The sequence below is a fragment of the Pseudomonas sp. 2VD genome, assembly GCF_005503585.1.
Lineage (GTDB): Bacteria > Pseudomonadota > Gammaproteobacteria > Pseudomonadales > Pseudomonadaceae > Pseudomonas > Pseudomonas aeruginosa.
The window spans coordinates 1-16,817 of sequence record NZ_SCND01000096.1 but is presented as its reverse complement, the minus strand read 5'-3'; the positions used below and the strand labels follow the sequence as shown (position 1 = coordinate 16,817).

Here is a 16,817-nt window from a genome sequence, read left to right as displayed (position 1 = left end):
GATCCCGGCGATCGACGGCCTGCGGCAGCGGCAGCCGGACCGCGACGCGCTCAAGGCCTTCGGCGCGGCGCTGGGCACCAGTTCCTCGGTGCCGATGTTCCACGTCATCGGCGTCACCCCGGAAGCCCCTGACCTGGCCAGCGCCTTCGGCGGCCGCGCGCCGCGGCGGACCCTGCGGGTCGGTCGCGAGCGCCTGCGCGACGCCTGGCGCGAGCTGGACAGCGCCGACGAGACGCGGATCGACCTGGTGGCGCTGGGCAACCCGCACTTCTCCGCCAGCGAATTCGCCCAGCTCGCCGCGCTCTGCCACGGCCGCCGCAGACACCCGGAGGTAGCGCTGGTGATCACCAGCAGCCGGCAGGTCGTCGCCCAGGCCGAAGCGGCCGGGTACCTGGCGACGCTGCAGGCGTTCGGCGCGCGGCTGGTCACCGACACCTGCTGGTGCATGCTCGACGAACCGCTGGTGCCGCCGGGCGCGCGCACCCTGATGACCAACTCCGCCAAGTATGCCCACTACGCCCCCGGACTGGTCAGCCGCCAGGTGCGCTTCGCCGGCCTCGCCGGCTGCGTCGAGGCCGCCGTCGGTGGACGGGCCCCCGCCGGGCTGCCCGCCTGGCTGAGCGAGGACTGCTGATGTTCGACTACACCTTCCACTGGCGCTCGGCGTTCAACGCCCTGCCGGAGATGCTCGCCGGCAGCCTGGTGACGCTCCAGGTCACCGCGCTGTCGATGCTCTTCGGCATCCTCATCGCCCTGCTCCTGGCCTTCGCCCGGCTCGGCGGCAACCGCCCGCTGCGCGCCGCCGCCGGAGCCTGGATCTCCATCGCGCGGAATACCCCGGCGCTATTCCAGATCTACATCCTCTACTTCGGCCTGGGCTCCTTCGGCCTGCACGTCAGTTCCTGGTTCGCCCTGCTCGCCGGGGTCACCTTCAACAACGCCGGCTACCTCGCCGAGACCTTCCGCGGCGGCCTCCAGGCGGTGCCCGAGACCCAGCTGCGGGCGGCCCGCTCGCTGGGCATGAGCGCGCCGCAGGCCTATCGCCTGGTGGTGATCCCGCAGCTGCTGCGAGTGGTGTTCTACCCGCTGACCAACCAGTTGGTCTGGGCCATGCTGATGACCTCCCTCGGCGTGGTGGTGGGCCTGACCGACGACCTCACCGGCGTCACCCAGGCGCTCAACGTCAAGACCTTCCGCACCTTCGAATACTTCGCCCTGGCCGCCGTCCTCTACTTCGCCATGGCCAAGTTGCTGGTGCTGGCCGCCCGCCTGCTGGGCTGGCGCCTGTTCCGTTACTGAGGGGAATGCCGTGTTCACCACCAGCCTCACCGCCAACGACCTGCTGTTCCTCCTGCAAGGCGCCTGGACCACCCTCGCCATCACCGCCATGGCGATGCTGATCGGCACCCTGCTGGGCGTCGTCTTCGGCCTGCTCCGCGCCCTGCTGCCACGCGCCAGCCTGCCGCTGGCGGCGCTGCTCGACGTATTCCGCAGCGTGCCGCTGCTGATCCAGTTCGTCCTGCTCAATTCCTTCAAGAGCATCCTCGGCCTCGACTGGAGCGCCTTCGCCGTGGCCTGCCTGGTGCTCGGCGTGTACGCCGCCGCCTACTGCACCGAGGTGGTCCGCGGCGGCGTCCTCTCGGTACCGCCGAGCGTGCGCCGGGCGGCGCGTTCGCTGGGCCTGAGCTATCGCCAGGACCTGTTCCACATCGTCCTGCCGATGGCCGCCCGGGTGGCCTTCCCCGGTTGGGTCAACCTGACCCTGTCGGTGATGAAGGACACCTCGCTGGTGCTCTGGATCGGCATCGTCGAACTGCTGCGCGCCTCGCAGACCATCGTCACGCGCATCCAGGAACCGCTCTTCGTGCTCTGCATCGCGGGGCTCGTCTATTACCTCATGAGCTGGGTGGTCGCGCGACTCGGCGCCCGGCTGGAACGGAGATGGCAGCAATGATCGAGATCAGCGGCGTGCACAAGGCCTACGGCCAGTTCGAGGTGGTCAAGGGCGTCGACCTGAGGGTGGACAAGGGCGAGGTGCTGTCGATCATCGGCGGCTCCGGTTCCGGCAAGTCGACCCTGCTGATGTGCATCAACGGCCTGGAGCCGATCCAGCGCGGCAGCATCCGCGTCGACGGCATCGACGTGCATGCCCGCGGCACCGACCTCAACCGCCTGCGGCGGAAGATCGGCATCGTCTTCCAGCAGTGGAACGCCTTCCCCCACCTGACCGTGCTGGAAAACGTCATGCTCGCGCCGCGCAAGGTGCTCGGCAAGAGCCGCGCCGAAGCCGAGGCGATGGCGCTGAAGCAACTCACCCACGTCGGTCTCGGCGACAAGCTCAAGGTCTTCCCCCAGCGCCTTTCCGGCGGCCAGCAACAGCGCATGGCGATCGCCCGGGCGCTGGCGATGTCGCCGGACTACATGCTGTTCGACGAAGCCACCTCGGCGCTCGACCCGCAGTTGGTCGGCGAGGTGCTGGACACCATGCGCCTGCTCGCCGAAGAAGGCATGACCATGGTCCTGGTCACCCACGAGATCCGCTTCGCCCGCGACGTGTCCGACCGGGTGGCGTTCTTCCGCAATGGCCTGGTCCACGAGATCGGCACCCCCGACCAGGTGATCGGCAACCCGCAGCGGCCGGAGACGGTGGAATTCCTCCGCTCGGTGCTCTGAGCCCGCCCCCGCACAGGAGATAGCCATGCGTTCGCAGCGGATCGTCCACATCGTCAGTTGCCATGCCGAAGGCGAGGTCGGCGACGTGATCGTCGGCGGCGTCGCCGCGCCGCCCGGCGCCACCCTCTGGGAACAGTCGCGCTGGATCGCCAGAGACCAGGACCTGCGCAACTTCGTCCTCAACGAACCGCGCGGCGGGGTGTTCCGCCACGCCAACCTGCTGGTGCCGGCCAAGGACCCGCGCGCGCAGATGGGCTGGATCATCATGGAACCGGCCGACACCCCGCCGATGTCCGGTTCCAATTCGCTGTGCGTGGCCACCGTACTGCTCGACAGCGGCATCCTGCCGATGCGCGAACCGCTGACCCGGCTGCTGCTGGAAGCGCCGGGCGGGCTGATCGAGGCCCGCGCGGAATGCCGCGACGGCAAGGCCGAGCGGGTGGAAATCCGCAACGTGCCGTCGTTCGCCGACCGCCTCGACGCCTGGATCGAAGTCGAGGGCCTCGGCTCGCTACAGGTCGACACCGCCTACGGCGGCGACAGCTTCGTCATCGCCGACGCCCGGCGCCTGGGCTTCGCCCTGCGCGCCGACGAGGCCGCCGAGCTGGTCGCCACCGGCTTGAAGATCACCCACGCGGCCAACGAACAACTGGGCTTCCGCCACCCGACCAACCCGGACTGGGACCATCTGTCCTTCTGCCAGCTGGCCGCGCCGCCGGAGCGCCGCGACGGTGTCCTCGGCGCGAGCAACGCGGTGGTCATCCGCCCCGGCAAGATCGACCGCTCGCCCTGCGGCACCGGCTGCTCGGCGCGGATGGCGGTGCTCCAGGCGAAAGGTCAGCTGCGGGTCGGCGAACGCTTCGTCGGGCGCTCCATCATCGGTTCGGAATTCTACTGCCACATCGAGTCGCTGACCGAACTCGGCGGCCGTCCGGCGATCCTCCCGTGCCTGTCCGGGCGGGCCTGGATCACCGGCATCCACCAGTACCTGCTCGACCCGGACGATCCCTGGCCGCAAGGCTATCGGCTGTCCGACACCTGGCCCGGCGGCCACTGCTGACCACCCCGCCCGACCGCAGGCAGCGGCCGGGCGGAAACCGATCCGGCGCGTACCGGATCGCCCACGACGGCGAACGCTGCCGTCGCCCTGTGACTCGGACCGCAGCGGTCCGACTGAATTCGTATACGAAATACGAAGAAAGGAGAAACCATGAGCAAGCACGTCAACTGGAGCGGCGTATTCCCCGCGGTCACCACCCAATTCAACGCCGATTTCTCGGTGAACCTGGAGGAAACCCACACGGTCATTTCCAACCTGGTGCGCGACGGCGTGTCCGGGCTGGTAGTATGCGGCAGCGTCGGCGAGAACACCTCGCTGACCATCGAGGAGAAGATGGCCGTCACCGAGGTCGCCAAGGATGCCTCCGGCGGCCGCGTGCCGGTGATCTGCGGGATCGCCGAGTTCACCAGCGCCGGCGCGGCGAAGGTGGCCAAGGCGGTGGAGCGGGTCGGCGTCGACGGCATCATGGTGATGCCGGCGCTGGTCTATTCCTCCAAGCCGCACGAAACCGCCGAGCATTTCCGCAGCGTGGCCAGCGGCACCGACCTGCCGGTGATGGTCTACAACAACCCGCCGATCTACCGGAACGACGTCACCCCGGACATCCTGGTTTCCCTGGCCGACTGCGAGAACATCGTCTGCTTCAAGGACAGCTCCGGCGACACCCGCCGCTTCATCGACGTACGCAACCAGGTGGGCGAGCGCTTCATCCTCTTCGCCGGCCTCGACGACGTGGTCCTGGAAAGCGTGGCGGTGGGTGCCCAGGGCTGGATCTCGGGAATGTCCAACGTGTTCCCGAAGGAAGGCGAGACCATCTTCCGCCTGGCCAGGGCCGGGCGCTTCGCCGAGGCGATGCCGATCTACGAGTGGCTGATGCCGATCCTCCATCTCGACGCCCGTCCCGACCTGGTGCAGTGCATCAAGCTCTGCGAGGAACTCGCCGGTCGCGGCAGCGCCCTCACCCGTCCACCGCGCCTGGCCCTGCGCGGCGCCGATCGCGAGCACGTCGAGCGGATCATGGCCAAGGCCCTGGCCAGCCGGCCGGCGCTGCCGGACGTCGGCTTGTAGCCGGCGCCGCGCCCTCGCCGCCTCGCTCCCCAGGGAGCGGCCGGCGAGAGCCAGCGGCAGAGCATTCCGTCCACCGTCCCCAGGGAGGCCCCATGCCCAGTATCCTCGGTCACAACTACGTCGGCGGCGCTCGCAGCGCCGCCGGCAACCTCATCCTGCGCAGCCTCGACGCCGACAGCGGCGAAGCGCTGCCCTACGCCTTCGTCCAGGCCACCGAGGCGGAGGTCGACGCCGCCGCCCGCGCCGCCGAACGCGCCTATCCACACTACCGGCAACTGTCCGCCACGCGCCGCGCCGGATTCCTCGAGGCGATCGCCTCGCGCCTCGACGCCCTGGGCGACGACTTCGTCGCCCTGGTCCGTCGCGAGACCGCGCTGCCCGCCGTACGCATCCAGGGCGAACGGACACGTACCGCCAACCAGTTGCGGCTGTTCGCCGAAGTCCTGCGGCGTGGCGACTTCCACGGCGCGCGCATCGATCGCGGACAACCCGGGCGTACCCCGCCGCGCCCCGACCTGCGCCAGTGGCGAATCGGTCTCGGCCCGGTGGCGGTGTTCGGTGCCAGCAACTTCCCGCTGGCCTTTTCCACCGCCGGCGGCGACAGCGCCGCCGCCCTGGCCGCCGGCTGTCCGGTGGTGGTCAAGGCCCACGGCGGACACATGGCCACAGCCGAATGCGTGGCCGACGCGATCCTCCAGGCGGCGGCCGACAGCGGCATGCCGGCCGGGGTATTCAACATGGTCTACGGCAACGGCGTCGGCGAGGCGCTGGTGCGCCATCCGGCCATCCGCGCGGTCGGCTTCACCGGTTCGCTCAAGGGCGGGCGCGCACTGTGCGACCTGGCAGCGGCGCGGCCGCAGCCGATCCCGGTGTTCGCCGAGATGAGCAGCATCAATCCGCTGGTGGTGCTCCCCGAAGCCCTGCGCCGGCGCGGCCGCCAGGTGGCGGAGGAGCTGGCCGCCTCGGTGACGCTCGGCTGCGGCCAGTTCTGCACCAAGCCGGGCCTGGTGCTTGGCCTGCGCTCCCCCGGCTTCGACGCCTTCGTCGCGGCCCTGGGCGAGGCACTGGCCGCCAGGCCGGCACAGAGCATGCTCAACGCCGGCACCTTGCGCAGCTATGTCGAAGGACTGCAACGCCTGGAGCGCCACCCCGGCATCCGGCGCCTGGCCGGCGCGCCACAGGAAGGGCGGCAGGCCCATCCGCAGTTGTTCAAGGCCGACGTGGGCCTGTTGCTGGAAGGCGACGGACTGCTCCAGGAAGAGGTGTTCGGCCCGGCCACCGTGGTCGTCGAGGCGGCCGACGAGGAACAGCTTGCCCGCGCGCTGGACAACCTGCACGGCCAGTTGACGGCGACCCTGATCGGCGAAGCGGACGATCTCGCGGCGTTCGCCGGGCTGGTCCCGCAGCTCGAAGGCAAGGCCGGGCGCCTGCTATTCAACGGCTATCCGACCGGCGTCGAGGTGTGCGACGCCATGGTCCACGGCGGCCCCTACCCGGCCACCTCCGACGCTCGCGGCACCTCGGTGGGAACCCTGGCCATCGAGCGTTTCCTGCGCCCGCTGTGCTACCAGGACTACCCCGACAGCCTGCTCCCGGACGCCCTGAAGAACGCCAACCCGCTGGGCCTGCTGCGCCTGGTCGATGGCCGGAGCACGCGCGAGGCCCTGGATTGAGCACGCCTGGAAGCCTGGATGGCGGATAACGCCGTTGGCGCTATCCGCCCTACGCAGTCGTCCTCGTTGCGCCACGCTGTCCGGTCGGCCCCTCGCCTTGCGCTCACTCCAGCAACGCCAGCAGCTCCCGGTGCAACGCCTCGGGAATCGTCACGCCGTCCCTGGCGCTGCGTTCGCGCGCTTCGAAGCGTCGCTGCGAGGGCAAGCGCGCGCCCTGTTCGACGATGCCTTCGAACAGCGTCTCGGCGCGCGCCAGGTGCTCCTCCGCCGAGGCGCCGAGCATGCGCCGCGGATCGATGGCGATCAGCAGTTCGCCACCGTAGGGAGAAGAACGGCTGCCCTCGTCGTAGGCCAGCGACTCGGCACTGGTCAGGTCGCCGATCAGCGGACCGGCGAGCAGTTCGACCATCGCCGCCAGGGCCGAGCCCTTGTGCCCGCCGAAAGTAAGCATGGCGCCTCGCAACGCGGCGCTGGCATCGGTGGTCGGCTCGCCCTGCTCGTCCACCCCCCAGCCCAGCGGGATCGGCTTGCCGGCGCGTTCGTGCAACTGGATCTCGCCACGCGCCACGGCGCTGGTGGCGAAGTCGAAGACGAACGGCGGGCCGTCCGGACGCGGCCAGCCAAAGGCGATCGGGTTGGTGCCGAAGATCGGCTTGCGTCCGCCCGCCGGCGCCACCCAGGCATGACTCGGCGTGGTCGCCAGGGCCACCAGGCCCGCCTCGGTGAGTGCCTCGACCTCAACCCATAGCGCGGAGAAATGCACACAGCGGTTCACCGCCATCGCCGCGATACCCTGGCTGCGGGCCTTCTCCAGCAGATGCGGCAGCCCCAGCCGGAATGCGCACTGGGAGAACCCGCCATGGGCGTCGACCCGCAGCAGGCCGGGAGCGATGTCGTGCAGTTCCGGCTCGGCGTCGGCGGATACCTTGCCGGCCTTCAGGGTGGCGATGCAGCCGAGCAACCGCCAGATACCGTGGGAGGCGCATTCGTCGCGCTCCCCCGCCACCAGGGTATCGGCCACCGCCTGTACATGGGCTTCGCTGAAAGCGTGCCGGCGCAGGATGCGCACGGCCAGCTCGCGGACCTCGTCCAGCGTCATTCGGATCACGGGCTTCTCCTTGTTCGACCAATCCCTAGGGTGGCCTGCCGCGACAGCCTTCTCTTGACCTCAATCGACCCTGAGCATGCCGAAAACGGCACAACCGGCTCGAGCACATCGAAAACTTACAGAAAATTCCTATCAATCATGTAAGGCAATTCCAAATAGCCCCGCAGCCCCTCAAGAAACCCCTCCGCGCCCCGCTACAGGGCCAAGCACCTTCCCACAGCCCGGTCGGAGACCACCCCATGCTTCTTCGTCGTATCGCCATCACCCCACGCGCCGTCATCGGCTTCGCCATCCTCGCCTCGCTGCTGGTGGCGCTCGGCCTCTTCGCGCACAACCGCATGGGTTCGCTGAACCGCGCCGCCAGGGATATCGGCGAGGTCTGGCTGCCCAGCGTCGAAGCCTCGGCCCAGCTCAGCGGCCTGATGAGCGAACTGCGCCTCGGCGAGATGAACCACGTGCTGCTGCACGACGCCACGCGCATGCGCCAGCAGGAACAACGGATGGACGAGGTCATCGCTACCCTCGCCAGGGTGGAAAGGGAATACCGCCCCTTGCTGGTCCTGGACGAGGAGCGCGCGTTGCTCGACCAGTTCGTCCAGCGCCAGCAGGAGTACCTCGAAGGACACGCCGCCCTGCTCGCGCTGTCCCGTGACAACCGTACCGACGAAGCCAGCGTGCTGATGGGCGGGGCCCAGTTGCAGCGCTACGAGCAGGTGCAGCGGACCCTGAAGCAACTCATCGCCCTCGACCGCGAGGCCGCCCGCGCCTCCACCGCCGAAGCCGCCGATGTCTACTCCCGGGCCTCCACCGCGATCCTCGCGGTGCTGCTGGTGGCCCTGGCGGCCAGCGTGACGATCGCCTGGCTGCTGACCCGCAGCATCGTCGTGCCGATCCGCCAGGCGGTGTCCTGCGCCGACCGCATCGCGGCCCGCGACCTGACCGGCGAGATCGCCAGCGACGGCGACGACGAGCCGGCGCAACTGATGAAGGCCATGCGCAGCATGCAGGCCAGCCTGCACGACACCATCGAGCAGATCGGCGATTCCGCCGCGCTGCTGGCCGCCGCTGCCGAGCAACTGAACGCGGTGACCGAGGAAGGCAACCGGTCGCTGGCCCGGCAGAACGATGAGATCGAGATGGCCGCCACCGCGGTCAACGAAATGAGCGCGGCGGTCGAGGAGGTCGCGCGCAACGCCAGCTCCACCGCCGAGGCCTCCAGTCTCTCGGAACGGGCCGCCGGCAACGGCCGCGCACGGGTCGGACAGACCGTCCGCTCGATCCGCCAGATGAACACCGAGATCGGCCAGACTGCGCGCCTGGTGGAGGGCCTGGCCAGCCAGGCGCAGGACATCGGCAAGGTGCTCGACGTGATCCGCGCCATCGCCGAGCAGACCAACCTCCTCGCCCTCAATGCCGCCATCGAGGCCGCCCGCGCCGGCGAGCAGGGCCGCGGATTCGCGGTGGTCGCCGACGAAGTGCGCGCCCTCGCCCACCGCACCCAGCAATCGACCCATGAGATCGAAGGCATGATCGCCAGCGTCCGCGAGGGCACCGACACCGCGGTGTCCGCGATGCGCGAGAACGACCAGCGCGCCCGGCAGATGCTCGACGAGGCCGAGGCCGCCGACCACGCCCTGGGCGAGATCGCCGAGCACGCCACGCGGATCAACGAGCGCACCCTGGTGATCGCCAGCGCTGCCGAGGAGCAGGCCCACGTCGCCCGCGAGGTCGATCGCAACCTGGTGAACATCCGCGACGTTGCCGTGCAGACCACCCAGGGCGCCGAGCAGACCCGCGGCGCCAGCCACGAGCTGTCGCGCCTGGCCAACGACCTCAAGGGCATGATCGGTCGCTTCGTGGTCTGACCCGCAGGCGAGCTAGGGCGTCGCGCGGCGCAGCACCAACTGCCCGCCGTCGCCCTTCTGCACCCGGTAGTCGCCCTCGCCCTGGCGACCGAGGAGCATCAGGGTCAGGCCGCCGCGTTCGAGCAGCGCGATCCCGGCCGGGGTAGGCCTCCAGGCGCGCGGCTCGCTGGGCAGCCAGCGCGTGAGGCAGGCGGTATCGCCGCCCAGGTCGTAGCCACTGGCTTCCGCCACTTCGCTGTCGCGCAGCTCCAGGTGGCAGATCGCGGGCGCCTCGTCCTGCTGCAGGGTCCATTGCCCGGCGAGATCGGAAGCGCTGAGAAGAATCAGACTGCTGGCCATACTGATACCTGTGCTGAAAAAACCGCAGAGCAAGCAAACCATCCTGGAGAGCTTCGCGCTTGCCGACATCGAGAGATCTCCTTCAAGCCTGGAACATCGGATAACACGGCGAACGCCGCCCGCCATCCTCGCTTCGAACGCCAGCGCGCGCCAGGCGCCGCGGGCCTCCGTTCGTCCGCCGGGTCGCCGGCCCACGGGCGCGCCACAGTTCACAACTTCGCTCCTGTGGAAGACACCTATCAATTCGAACAGTGCCCGGCCGGCCGAAGGGCCGCGGTTCGTACCGCCGCACCGAACCGCGCCCGTGTCAGCGCGTCAGACGACGATGTCGGCCTGGGTCGCCTGGCCGATCAGATTGATCGCGAAATCGGCATGGGCATCCCCGCTGAAGTCGATCGCCAGGCTGCCGGCCTTGCTCGCCGCGTCGTAGGACAGAATCGCCTGGCCGGCCTGGCCGGCGAAGGCGTCGACGTATTGCAGCACCAGCCCGCCGTTGACGAAGGCGTCCAGCCCGGACAGGTCGATCTTGTCCTGGCCGCTGACGAAGTCGCGCAGGGTATCCGGCGCCGCCGCGGAGGACTCGGCGATATCGCCGTAGACGAAGGTGTCGGCTCCCGCGCCACCCCACAGCTGGTCCGCGCCGAGGCCGCCGTAGAGGATGTCGTTGCCGGCGCCGCCCTTGAGCACGTTGGCCACGTCGTTGCCGATCAACAGGTCGCTACCCGAGCCGCCGATGGCGTTTTCCACGGTGACCCCGGCAGCGATCGACACGTTACCCTTCAACCCGCCGACATCGGACAGCGCCTTCTCGTTGAGGTTGATCTTCTGGTTCTGGCTGAAGCCGGAGAAGTCCAGGGTGTCGTTGCCGCCGGCGTCCCACACCGAGAACACCAGCTTGGAACTGGACGAGGTGGCGCTGTAGAAGTCGCGCTCGGTGTTGGAGTTGAAGCCGTACACCGTGTCGCCGGTGCGGGTGGTCAGGTTGGCCCCGTAGAGCTTCTGGATCGCCGCGATGTCGTCCAGCAGCGGTGCCGAGGAATAGGCGCCCTTGAAGTCCTGGCCGGTGTTCTGCTCTTCCCAGTAGCTCATCACCGAATAGGCGCGGGTGTCCTCGGCGTAGGTAGCGTCGGCGTAAGTGGGATCGCCCTCGCCGGCGTTGTAGTCGCCGGGGTGGCTCAGGCCCAGGGTATGGCCGATCTCGTGGGTCAGCGTCTGGCGTCCGTAGTTGCCGTTGGCCGGATTGACGTTGGCGCTGTAGCTGCTGTTGATCAGGTACCAGGATTGCCCCTTGAGCGCATCCGGTACATCCGGCAGGAAGGCGAACGCCGCACCGCCGACACTACTGCTGAAGTTGCCGAAGGTCAGGTCGCCCTGATCGCCCTGGCCGGCGTCGACAAAGTGGATATTGGTGACGTCCGCCCAGGATTGCAGCGACAACTTGGCCTGGGCCTGCTGCTGCGCGGAGAAGGCGCTGAACTTGCCCAGCGAGTAGATATCGCTGACATACTTCCACGGCGTATTGAAGAAGTCGTTCGGCTTGGTCAGGAACGAATAGGACAGGGTCAGCACCGAGTCGCCCGGCGCTTTCTGCCAAGACGCCTGTTCGCGGAGGATCTGCTCCGCCGCCTGGTCGACGGTATAGGACGGATGGCTATTGACCAATTCGTCCCCGCCCCGCGCATAGGCATGCAGGAAGTTGTCTACCTGGGTATACGCATCGCTACGACCTTTCAATGCAAGAGAATTGCTGGACATTGTCATATCCCTTTAAGTTGTAAAGGAAATAACTCGGATACAATTATCGGATGGATAATTGCAGTTATCGGCCAGATCAGACCGAAGTCCAAACTGACACAGCTCATTTTCCAATGTCCACAGGTTTCATGAAAAAAATTAAGCTGCACTTAAAGCATATGCACGAACGAATTCCGCATATATGAAATCATGCAGGAAAGATAAACTACCGAAGACACTGGAATATTATAAAAACCGTTTCATATAAATAGCGCCTTATTGAAAAAACAATTCCATGCGTATTGTTCGACCTCTGTCGACCCGCCCGGGACATCGACTTCACGCCAGGCGAACAATTGCCCGCACGTCCTTCGCGGTCTCAATTGAGCGCGCTCCGGTTTTCCTCCGTATCGGTCTTCGACAGGGTGTGCAGCGGCGCCGGGCAATCCGTCGTCGCGCAGTCGCGGCGGCGCGCCGGCGTCTCGCCGGAAACGAAGTTCGCCGCCACCAGTTCCAGGTCGGCTTCGTCCAGCACCCCGGCGTAGAAACGCAGGCGTGCCCAGGCCGTGAGGTAGTCGTACTTGGCCTTGGACAGCTCGTTCATCGCGCTGTACAGCGCCTGCTCGGCGTTCAGCAGGTCGAGGTTGACCCGCACCCCGGCGGCGATGCTCTTGCGCGTGGCCATCACCAGCGTCCGCGCCGAATCCACGGTCATCTCGTAGGCGCGGATCTTCGCCGCGCTGCTGCTGCTCTGGTTGTACATCTTGCGCACCTGGTTGAGGGTCTCGCGGACCTTGTCGTCCAGGTCGTAATGGCTCTTCTCCATGCGATGCGTGGCCTGGCGCGTCGCCGCCAGGGTCTCGCCGCCGGAGAACAGCGGAACGCTCAACTGGATGCCGACGCTGTCGGTCTCGTAGCGCTGGTTGTAGGTGTTCTCCGAACCGGACTTGGACTTGCCGGTGCTGGCGTACAGGCCCAGGCGCGGCAGGAAGTCGGCGCGGTTCTGCTCGACCTCGTAGCGGGCCACGTCCACCGCGTGGCGCAGCGAGGCCAGCTCGGGATTCTCGGCCAGCGCCAGGTCGCGCCAGGCGGTGTAGCTGGCGGGGCTCAGCGGGCGCACCTGGAAGCGTTCGCCGAGCGGCGCCAGGTCGGCGATCTCCAGCGGCGCTCCGACCAGTCGCTCCAGTTCGCGCAGGGCGGCATCCTGGCTGTCCCGCGCCTCGATTTCCTGGGCCTGGGCCAGGTTGAAGCGGGCCTGGGTCTCCAGGGTGTCGGTGCGGGTGCCGTTGCCGCGCTCGAACTGGCGCTGGTTGAGCTGGAACTGCTCGCGGTAGGAGCGTTTCTGCGCCCGCGCCAGTTCGATCTGGTCCTGGGCCAGCAGCGCGCCGGTATAGGCTTCCAGGACCCGGACCAGCAGTTCCTGGCTCTGGCTGCGGAAGCGCTCGTCGGACAGCAGCGCCTGGGCCACGCCCTTGCGGTAGCGGCTGAAGGCCTCGTAGTCGAACAACGGCTGTTGCAGGCTGAGGGTGGAGACGTAGCTGTCGTAGTCGCGGTCTTCCTTGAAATCGCCGCGGGTGGTGGCCTGGGTCACATCGGACCAACTGCGCCCACGGTTGTAGCTGTACACCAGGCGCGGCAGCAGCGCCGCGCGGCCGAGCGCACGGTATTGCCTGCCGGCCTCGTGCTCCTGGATCGCGGCCTGGAACTGCGGGTCGTTCTCCAGGGCCAGGTGATAGCCGTCCAGCAGGCCGAGGGCGAAGGCATCCTCGCGCAGCAGCAACAGGAAGGCGCCGAACAGCCAGGTCATCAGGCGGCGCATGGTCATCGGTCAGTTCTCCGCCAGCGCCACGTGGGCGCGGTCGAACAGGGGCTTGAACAGGTAGTTGAGCAGCGAGCGCTCGCCGGTGCGGACGAACACCTGCACCGCCATCCCCGGGCGGATCTGCAGGCCCTTCAGCTTGCCCATCGCGGCCGCGTCGACCTGGGCGCGCAGCGCGTAGTAGGGCTGCTTGTTCTGCTCGTCGAGCAGGCGGTCGGCGCTGACCATGGTCACCTCGCCGGTGACCCGCGGGGTCTTGCTCTGGTTGAAGGCGGTGAACAGCATCTCCACCGGCAACCCGCTGTGGATCCGGTCGACCAGGTTCACCGCGAGCTGGCCCTCCACTTCCAGGCTGTCGCTGTTGGGCACGATGTACATCAGCAATTCGCCGGGGCCGATCACCCCGCCATCGGTGAACACCTTCAAGCCGGCCACGTAGCCGCTGACCGGCGCGCGGATCTCGGCGTGCCGCAGTTCGTAGCGCGCCGAGGACAGCTCCTCCCAGAGCGTCCGCGCATTGACCTGGGTTTCCGCCAGTTGCCCGTTGACTTCCTTGCGGTACTCCTCCTCGCGTTGGGCGATGCGCATCTGCGCCTCGGCGATGCTCTGGCGGATCTGCCCGAAGCGACCGCTGCTCTCCGATAGCCGGGCGTTCACCTCGGCCAGTTGGCGCTCCTGTTCGAGCAACTGGTTGCGCGGCATGTAGCCTTCCTCGGCGAGGTCGCGCGCACCGCTCAACTGGCTGTTCAACAGGCGTTGTTGCAGGCGCTGGTTGCCCTCGGTCTGGCGCAACCCTTCGAGCTGGGCGCGCAGCCCCTCGATGTTCGCCCGCAATGCGGAGAGTTCGTTGGCCAGCGCGGTCTGGCGGCTGTGCAGCAACTGCCGCTGCAACTCCAGGCGCTCGCCGAGGGTCGGCAGCGGGGCCTGATCGGCCAGCCCCGCGGGCATCTCCAGGGTCCGCCGGCCGTCGTATTCGGCCTGTAGGCGCGCCTGGTTGAGCCGCGCGTTGGCGTACCGGTTGAGCAGCGAATCGACGTTGGCCCGGGCCTGGGTCGGTTCCATGCGGATCAGCGGCTCGCCCGCCTCCACATGCTGGCCGTCGCGCACCAGGATGTGCTTGACCACCCCGCCCAGCGGATGCTGCACCGACTTGCGCTGGCCGGAGATGATCACCGTGGCCGGCACCGCCACGCCCTGGTCGAGCGGCGCGAAGGCGGCCCAGAGCAGCGCACCGCCGAAGCCGAACAGGACCAGCAGCCAACCCAGTCGCGCATAGGCGTTCTCGTCGCGTTTCACCGTGCGGGTCATTCCACACCTCCCTGGCGCGGCGCGGCCACCACCTGCGGCGCGCCGTAGCCGGCCACCCGGTAGTCCGCGCGCTGCTGCGACGCCGACGCGGCGCGCTGGTTGTTCAAGGCGGCGAGCACCTGGTCACGCTCGCCGTACAGGTGCAACTGGCCGGCGTTCAGCGCCAGCAGGCGGTCGGCGCAACCCAGCACGCCGGCCCGGTGGGTGATCAGCAGCACCGTGCAGCCACGCGCCTTGAGCGCCTGGATCGCCGCCAGCAGCGCCTGCTCGCCGCTGTCGTCGAGGTTCGAGTTGGGTTCGTCGAGCACCACCAGGGTCGGCGCACCGTACAGCGCCCGGGCCAGGGCGATGCGCTGGCGCTGGCCGCCGGAAAGCCCGGCGCCGCCGACGCCGAGCACGGTGTCGTAGCCCTGCGGCAGGCGCAGGACCAGTTCGTGGACCCCGGCCAGGCGCGCCGCCTCCACCACCTTGTCGGCCTGCACCTCGCCGAAGCGGGCGATGTTTTCCGCCACCGTGCCGGCGAACAGTTCGATGTCCTGCGGCAGGTAGCCGATGCGCGGGCCGAGGGTCTCGCGCTCGTACTGGCGGATCTCGGCGCCGTCCAGGCGCACGCTGCCGTGCAGGGTCGGCCAGATGCCCAGCACTACCCGCGCCAGGCTCGACTTGCCGGAGCCGGACGGACCGATCACGCCGACCACCGAGCCGGCCGGGATCGCCAGAGTCAGGCCACGCAGGGTGCGCGCCTCGCTGCCGGGCGGCGCCGCGTCCAGCGATTCCAGCAGCAGGTGGCCACGCGGCTCGGGCAATTCCATGCGCCGCTCGCGGGCGGGGAATTCGTCGAGCAGGCCGCTCAGCCGGCGATAGGCATCGCGCGCCGCGCCCCACTGCTTCCACACGCCGATCAGTTGGTCGATGGGCCCCAGCGCACGGCCCATCAGGATCGAGCCGGCGATCATCATCCCCGGGGTGATGCGTCCCTCCACCGCCAGCCAGGCGCCGAGGCCGAGCACCAGGGATTGCAGGGCGATGCGCAGGTACTTGCTCAGCGCGTTGATCCGCGCCGCGCGCTCGCTGGCCAGGCTCTGCTGGTCGAGGAACGCCTGGTGCAGCCGTTCCCAGCGCCCGCGCATGCTGCCGAGCATGCCCATCGCCTCGATCACCTCGGCGTTGCGCAGGTTGTTGCTGGCCAGTTGGCCGGACTTGATCGACAACTCGCCGGCCTTGGCCAGCGGCGCACGGGTGGCGCGTTCGTTGAACCAGGCGAGGGCCATCAGGGCCAGCGCGCCGACCAGCGAGAGCAGGCCGAGCCAGGGGTCGAAGAGGAAGATCACCAGCAGGTAGACCGGGAACCAGGGTGCGTCGAAGAAGGCGAACAGCGCCTGGCCGGTGATGAACTGGCGCAGGGTGGTCAGGTCGTGCAGCGCCTGGCTGGCCTCCTGGCCGCCGGCGCGCAGGTTGCGTTCGAAGGCGGCGGCGTAGATCCGCCCGTGCAACTGGCCGTCGAAGCGTTCGCTGACCCGCACCAGGACGAAGCTGCGCAGCGCCTCCAGCGCGCCCATGAAGACGAACACGCCGAGCGCCATCAGGGTCAGCATCAACAGGGTGACTTCGTTGGCCGAGGACAGCACGCGGTCGTACACCTGCAGCATGTACAGCGAGGGCACCAGCATCAGCAGGTTGATCACCCCGGAGAACGCCGCCACGCTGCGCAACGCACTGCGGCTGGCCGCCAGGGCCTGTTTGATTTCGTTGGTAACGCTGGAACCGAGCCTTGCCATCGAGCGCGCTCACTTCTGCCACGACTGCCGCTGGAATCCCGAATGAGCCCGGATGGCACCTCCCTGTGCCGGGCGTTCCCTCGCCGTCAGGCGGCCAGGGCCTGATGCTCCAGCGCCGGGTCGGCGCCGATCAGCTGGATTGTCGGCGGCGCCGCTTCGCCGCCGTGGCCGAGCAGCGCCGCGAGCACCTTGCCGGCACCGTCCAGGGCGCTGTGCGCGGTATCCCCGGCGATACCGGCGACGATCGACAGGTCATTGTCGAGGTCATGCACCAGCTCGATCTGGCCCTTCGGCCCGACCCCGGCGACATCGACACCGGCAATCGTTTGCGCATACAGCTTGCTGTCGAAGTGCAGGTCCAGCGTCGGCAGCGAGACACCGATGTCCTTGAC

At 68.4% G+C, this 16,817-nt stretch carries 14 protein-coding genes and 1 pseudogene; 8 read left to right on the top strand and 7 right to left on the bottom strand.

Annotated elements, in window-relative coordinates; genetic code table 11:
* From FFS27_RS13240 to FFS27_RS13210, 7 genes are all read left to right on the top strand, one after another.
* A partial coding sequence (locus FFS27_RS13240; RefSeq protein WP_137952054.1) for an aconitase X occupies positions 1 to 634 on the top strand: 634 nt, incomplete at its 5' end.
* Positions 634 to 1,299, top strand: coding sequence for an amino acid ABC transporter permease (locus tag FFS27_RS13235; protein ID WP_003082559.1), 666 nt, complete (start codon positions 634 to 636; stop codon positions 1,297 to 1,299). The genes FFS27_RS13240 and FFS27_RS13235, both read left to right, overlap by 1 nt.
* A gap of 10 nt (positions 1,300 to 1,309) precedes the next feature.
* Positions 1,310 to 1,954 carry an amino acid ABC transporter permease gene (locus FFS27_RS13230; protein WP_003082557.1) on the top strand — a complete coding sequence of 215 codons (645 nt, stop codon included), beginning with the start codon at positions 1,310 to 1,312 and terminating at the stop codon, positions 1,952 to 1,954.
* Positions 1,951 to 2,673, top strand: coding sequence for an amino acid ABC transporter ATP-binding protein (locus tag FFS27_RS13225; protein ID WP_003086746.1), 723 nt, complete (start codon positions 1,951 to 1,953; stop codon positions 2,671 to 2,673). Before FFS27_RS13230 ends, FFS27_RS13225 begins: the two co-directional genes overlap by 4 nt.
* 25 nt (positions 2,674 to 2,698) lie before the next feature.
* Positions 2,699 to 3,733 carry a trans-3-hydroxy-L-proline dehydratase gene (locus tag FFS27_RS13220; RefSeq protein ID WP_015503271.1) on the top strand — a complete coding sequence of 345 codons (1,035 nt, stop codon included), beginning with the start codon at positions 2,699 to 2,701 and terminating at the stop codon, positions 3,731 to 3,733.
* A 150-nt stretch (positions 3,734 to 3,883) separates the two neighbouring features.
* Positions 3,884 to 4,801 carry a dihydrodipicolinate synthase family protein gene (locus tag FFS27_RS13215; RefSeq protein ID WP_003116382.1) on the top strand — a complete coding sequence of 306 codons (918 nt, stop codon included), beginning with the start codon at positions 3,884 to 3,886 and terminating at the stop codon, positions 4,799 to 4,801.
* Positions 4,802 to 4,893: 92 nt separating this feature from the next.
* Entirely contained in the window at positions 4,894 to 6,474 is a 1,581-nt protein-coding gene (locus FFS27_RS13210; RefSeq protein ID WP_023084474.1) for an aldehyde dehydrogenase (NADP(+)), read from the top strand.
* Between the two features lie 103 nt (positions 6,475 to 6,577).
* Here the strand turns inward: FFS27_RS13210 and lhpD are convergent, their stop codons facing one another.
* On the bottom strand, positions 6,578 to 7,582 hold the full coding sequence (gene lhpD / locus FFS27_RS13205; protein ID WP_003082545.1) for a bifunctional delta(1)-pyrroline-2-carboxylate/delta(1)-piperideine-2-carboxylate reductase: 1,005 nt from the start codon (positions 7,580 to 7,582) through the stop codon (positions 6,578 to 6,580).
* A 239-nt stretch (positions 7,583 to 7,821) separates the two neighbouring features.
* Between lhpD and FFS27_RS13200 the strand changes: the two genes are divergently transcribed.
* Positions 7,822 to 9,447, top strand: a complete 1,626-nt coding sequence (locus tag FFS27_RS13200; RefSeq protein ID WP_021264476.1) for a methyl-accepting chemotaxis protein — start codon at positions 7,822 to 7,824, stop codon at positions 9,445 to 9,447.
* Between the two features lie 12 nt (positions 9,448 to 9,459).
* On the opposite strand, the gene aprI is transcribed toward FFS27_RS13200, so the two are convergent.
* From aprI to FFS27_RS13160, 6 genes and pseudogenes are all read right to left on the bottom strand, one after another.
* Complete coding sequence (gene aprI, locus FFS27_RS13195; RefSeq protein ID WP_003082543.1) at positions 9,460 to 9,855, bottom strand: alkaline proteinase inhibitor AprI; 396 nt, start codon at positions 9,853 to 9,855, stop codon at positions 9,460 to 9,462.
* Between the two features lie 246 nt (positions 9,856 to 10,101).
* Entirely contained in the window at positions 10,102 to 11,541 is a 1,440-nt protein-coding gene (aprA, locus tag FFS27_RS13190) for a serralysin family metalloprotease AprA (RefSeq protein WP_021264475.1), read from the bottom strand.
* 358 nt (positions 11,542 to 11,899) lie between these two features.
* Positions 11,900 to 13,345, bottom strand: a complete 1,446-nt coding sequence (gene aprF, locus FFS27_RS13175; RefSeq protein WP_003086727.1) for an alkaline protease secretion protein AprF — start codon at positions 13,343 to 13,345, stop codon at positions 11,900 to 11,902.
* Positions 13,346 to 13,348: 3 nt separating this feature from the next.
* The gene (aprE, locus tag FFS27_RS13170) at positions 13,349 to 14,647 is read right to left on the bottom strand and encodes an alkaline protease secretion protein AprE (RefSeq protein ID WP_137952053.1); all 1,299 of its coding nucleotides are present in this window, start codon (positions 14,645 to 14,647) and stop codon (positions 13,349 to 13,351) included.
* Positions 14,644 to 16,425 (bottom strand): alkaline protease secretion ATP-binding protein AprD, encoded by a 1,782-nt coding sequence (aprD, locus tag FFS27_RS13165; RefSeq protein ID WP_019485219.1) that lies wholly within the window; start codon positions 16,423 to 16,425, stop codon positions 14,644 to 14,646. Before aprD ends, aprE begins: the two co-directional genes overlap by 4 nt.
* An 86-nt stretch (positions 16,426 to 16,511) precedes the next feature.
* Positions 16,512 to 16,817 (bottom strand): annotated as a pseudogene (locus tag FFS27_RS13160) (hypothetical protein); the annotation flags it as partial.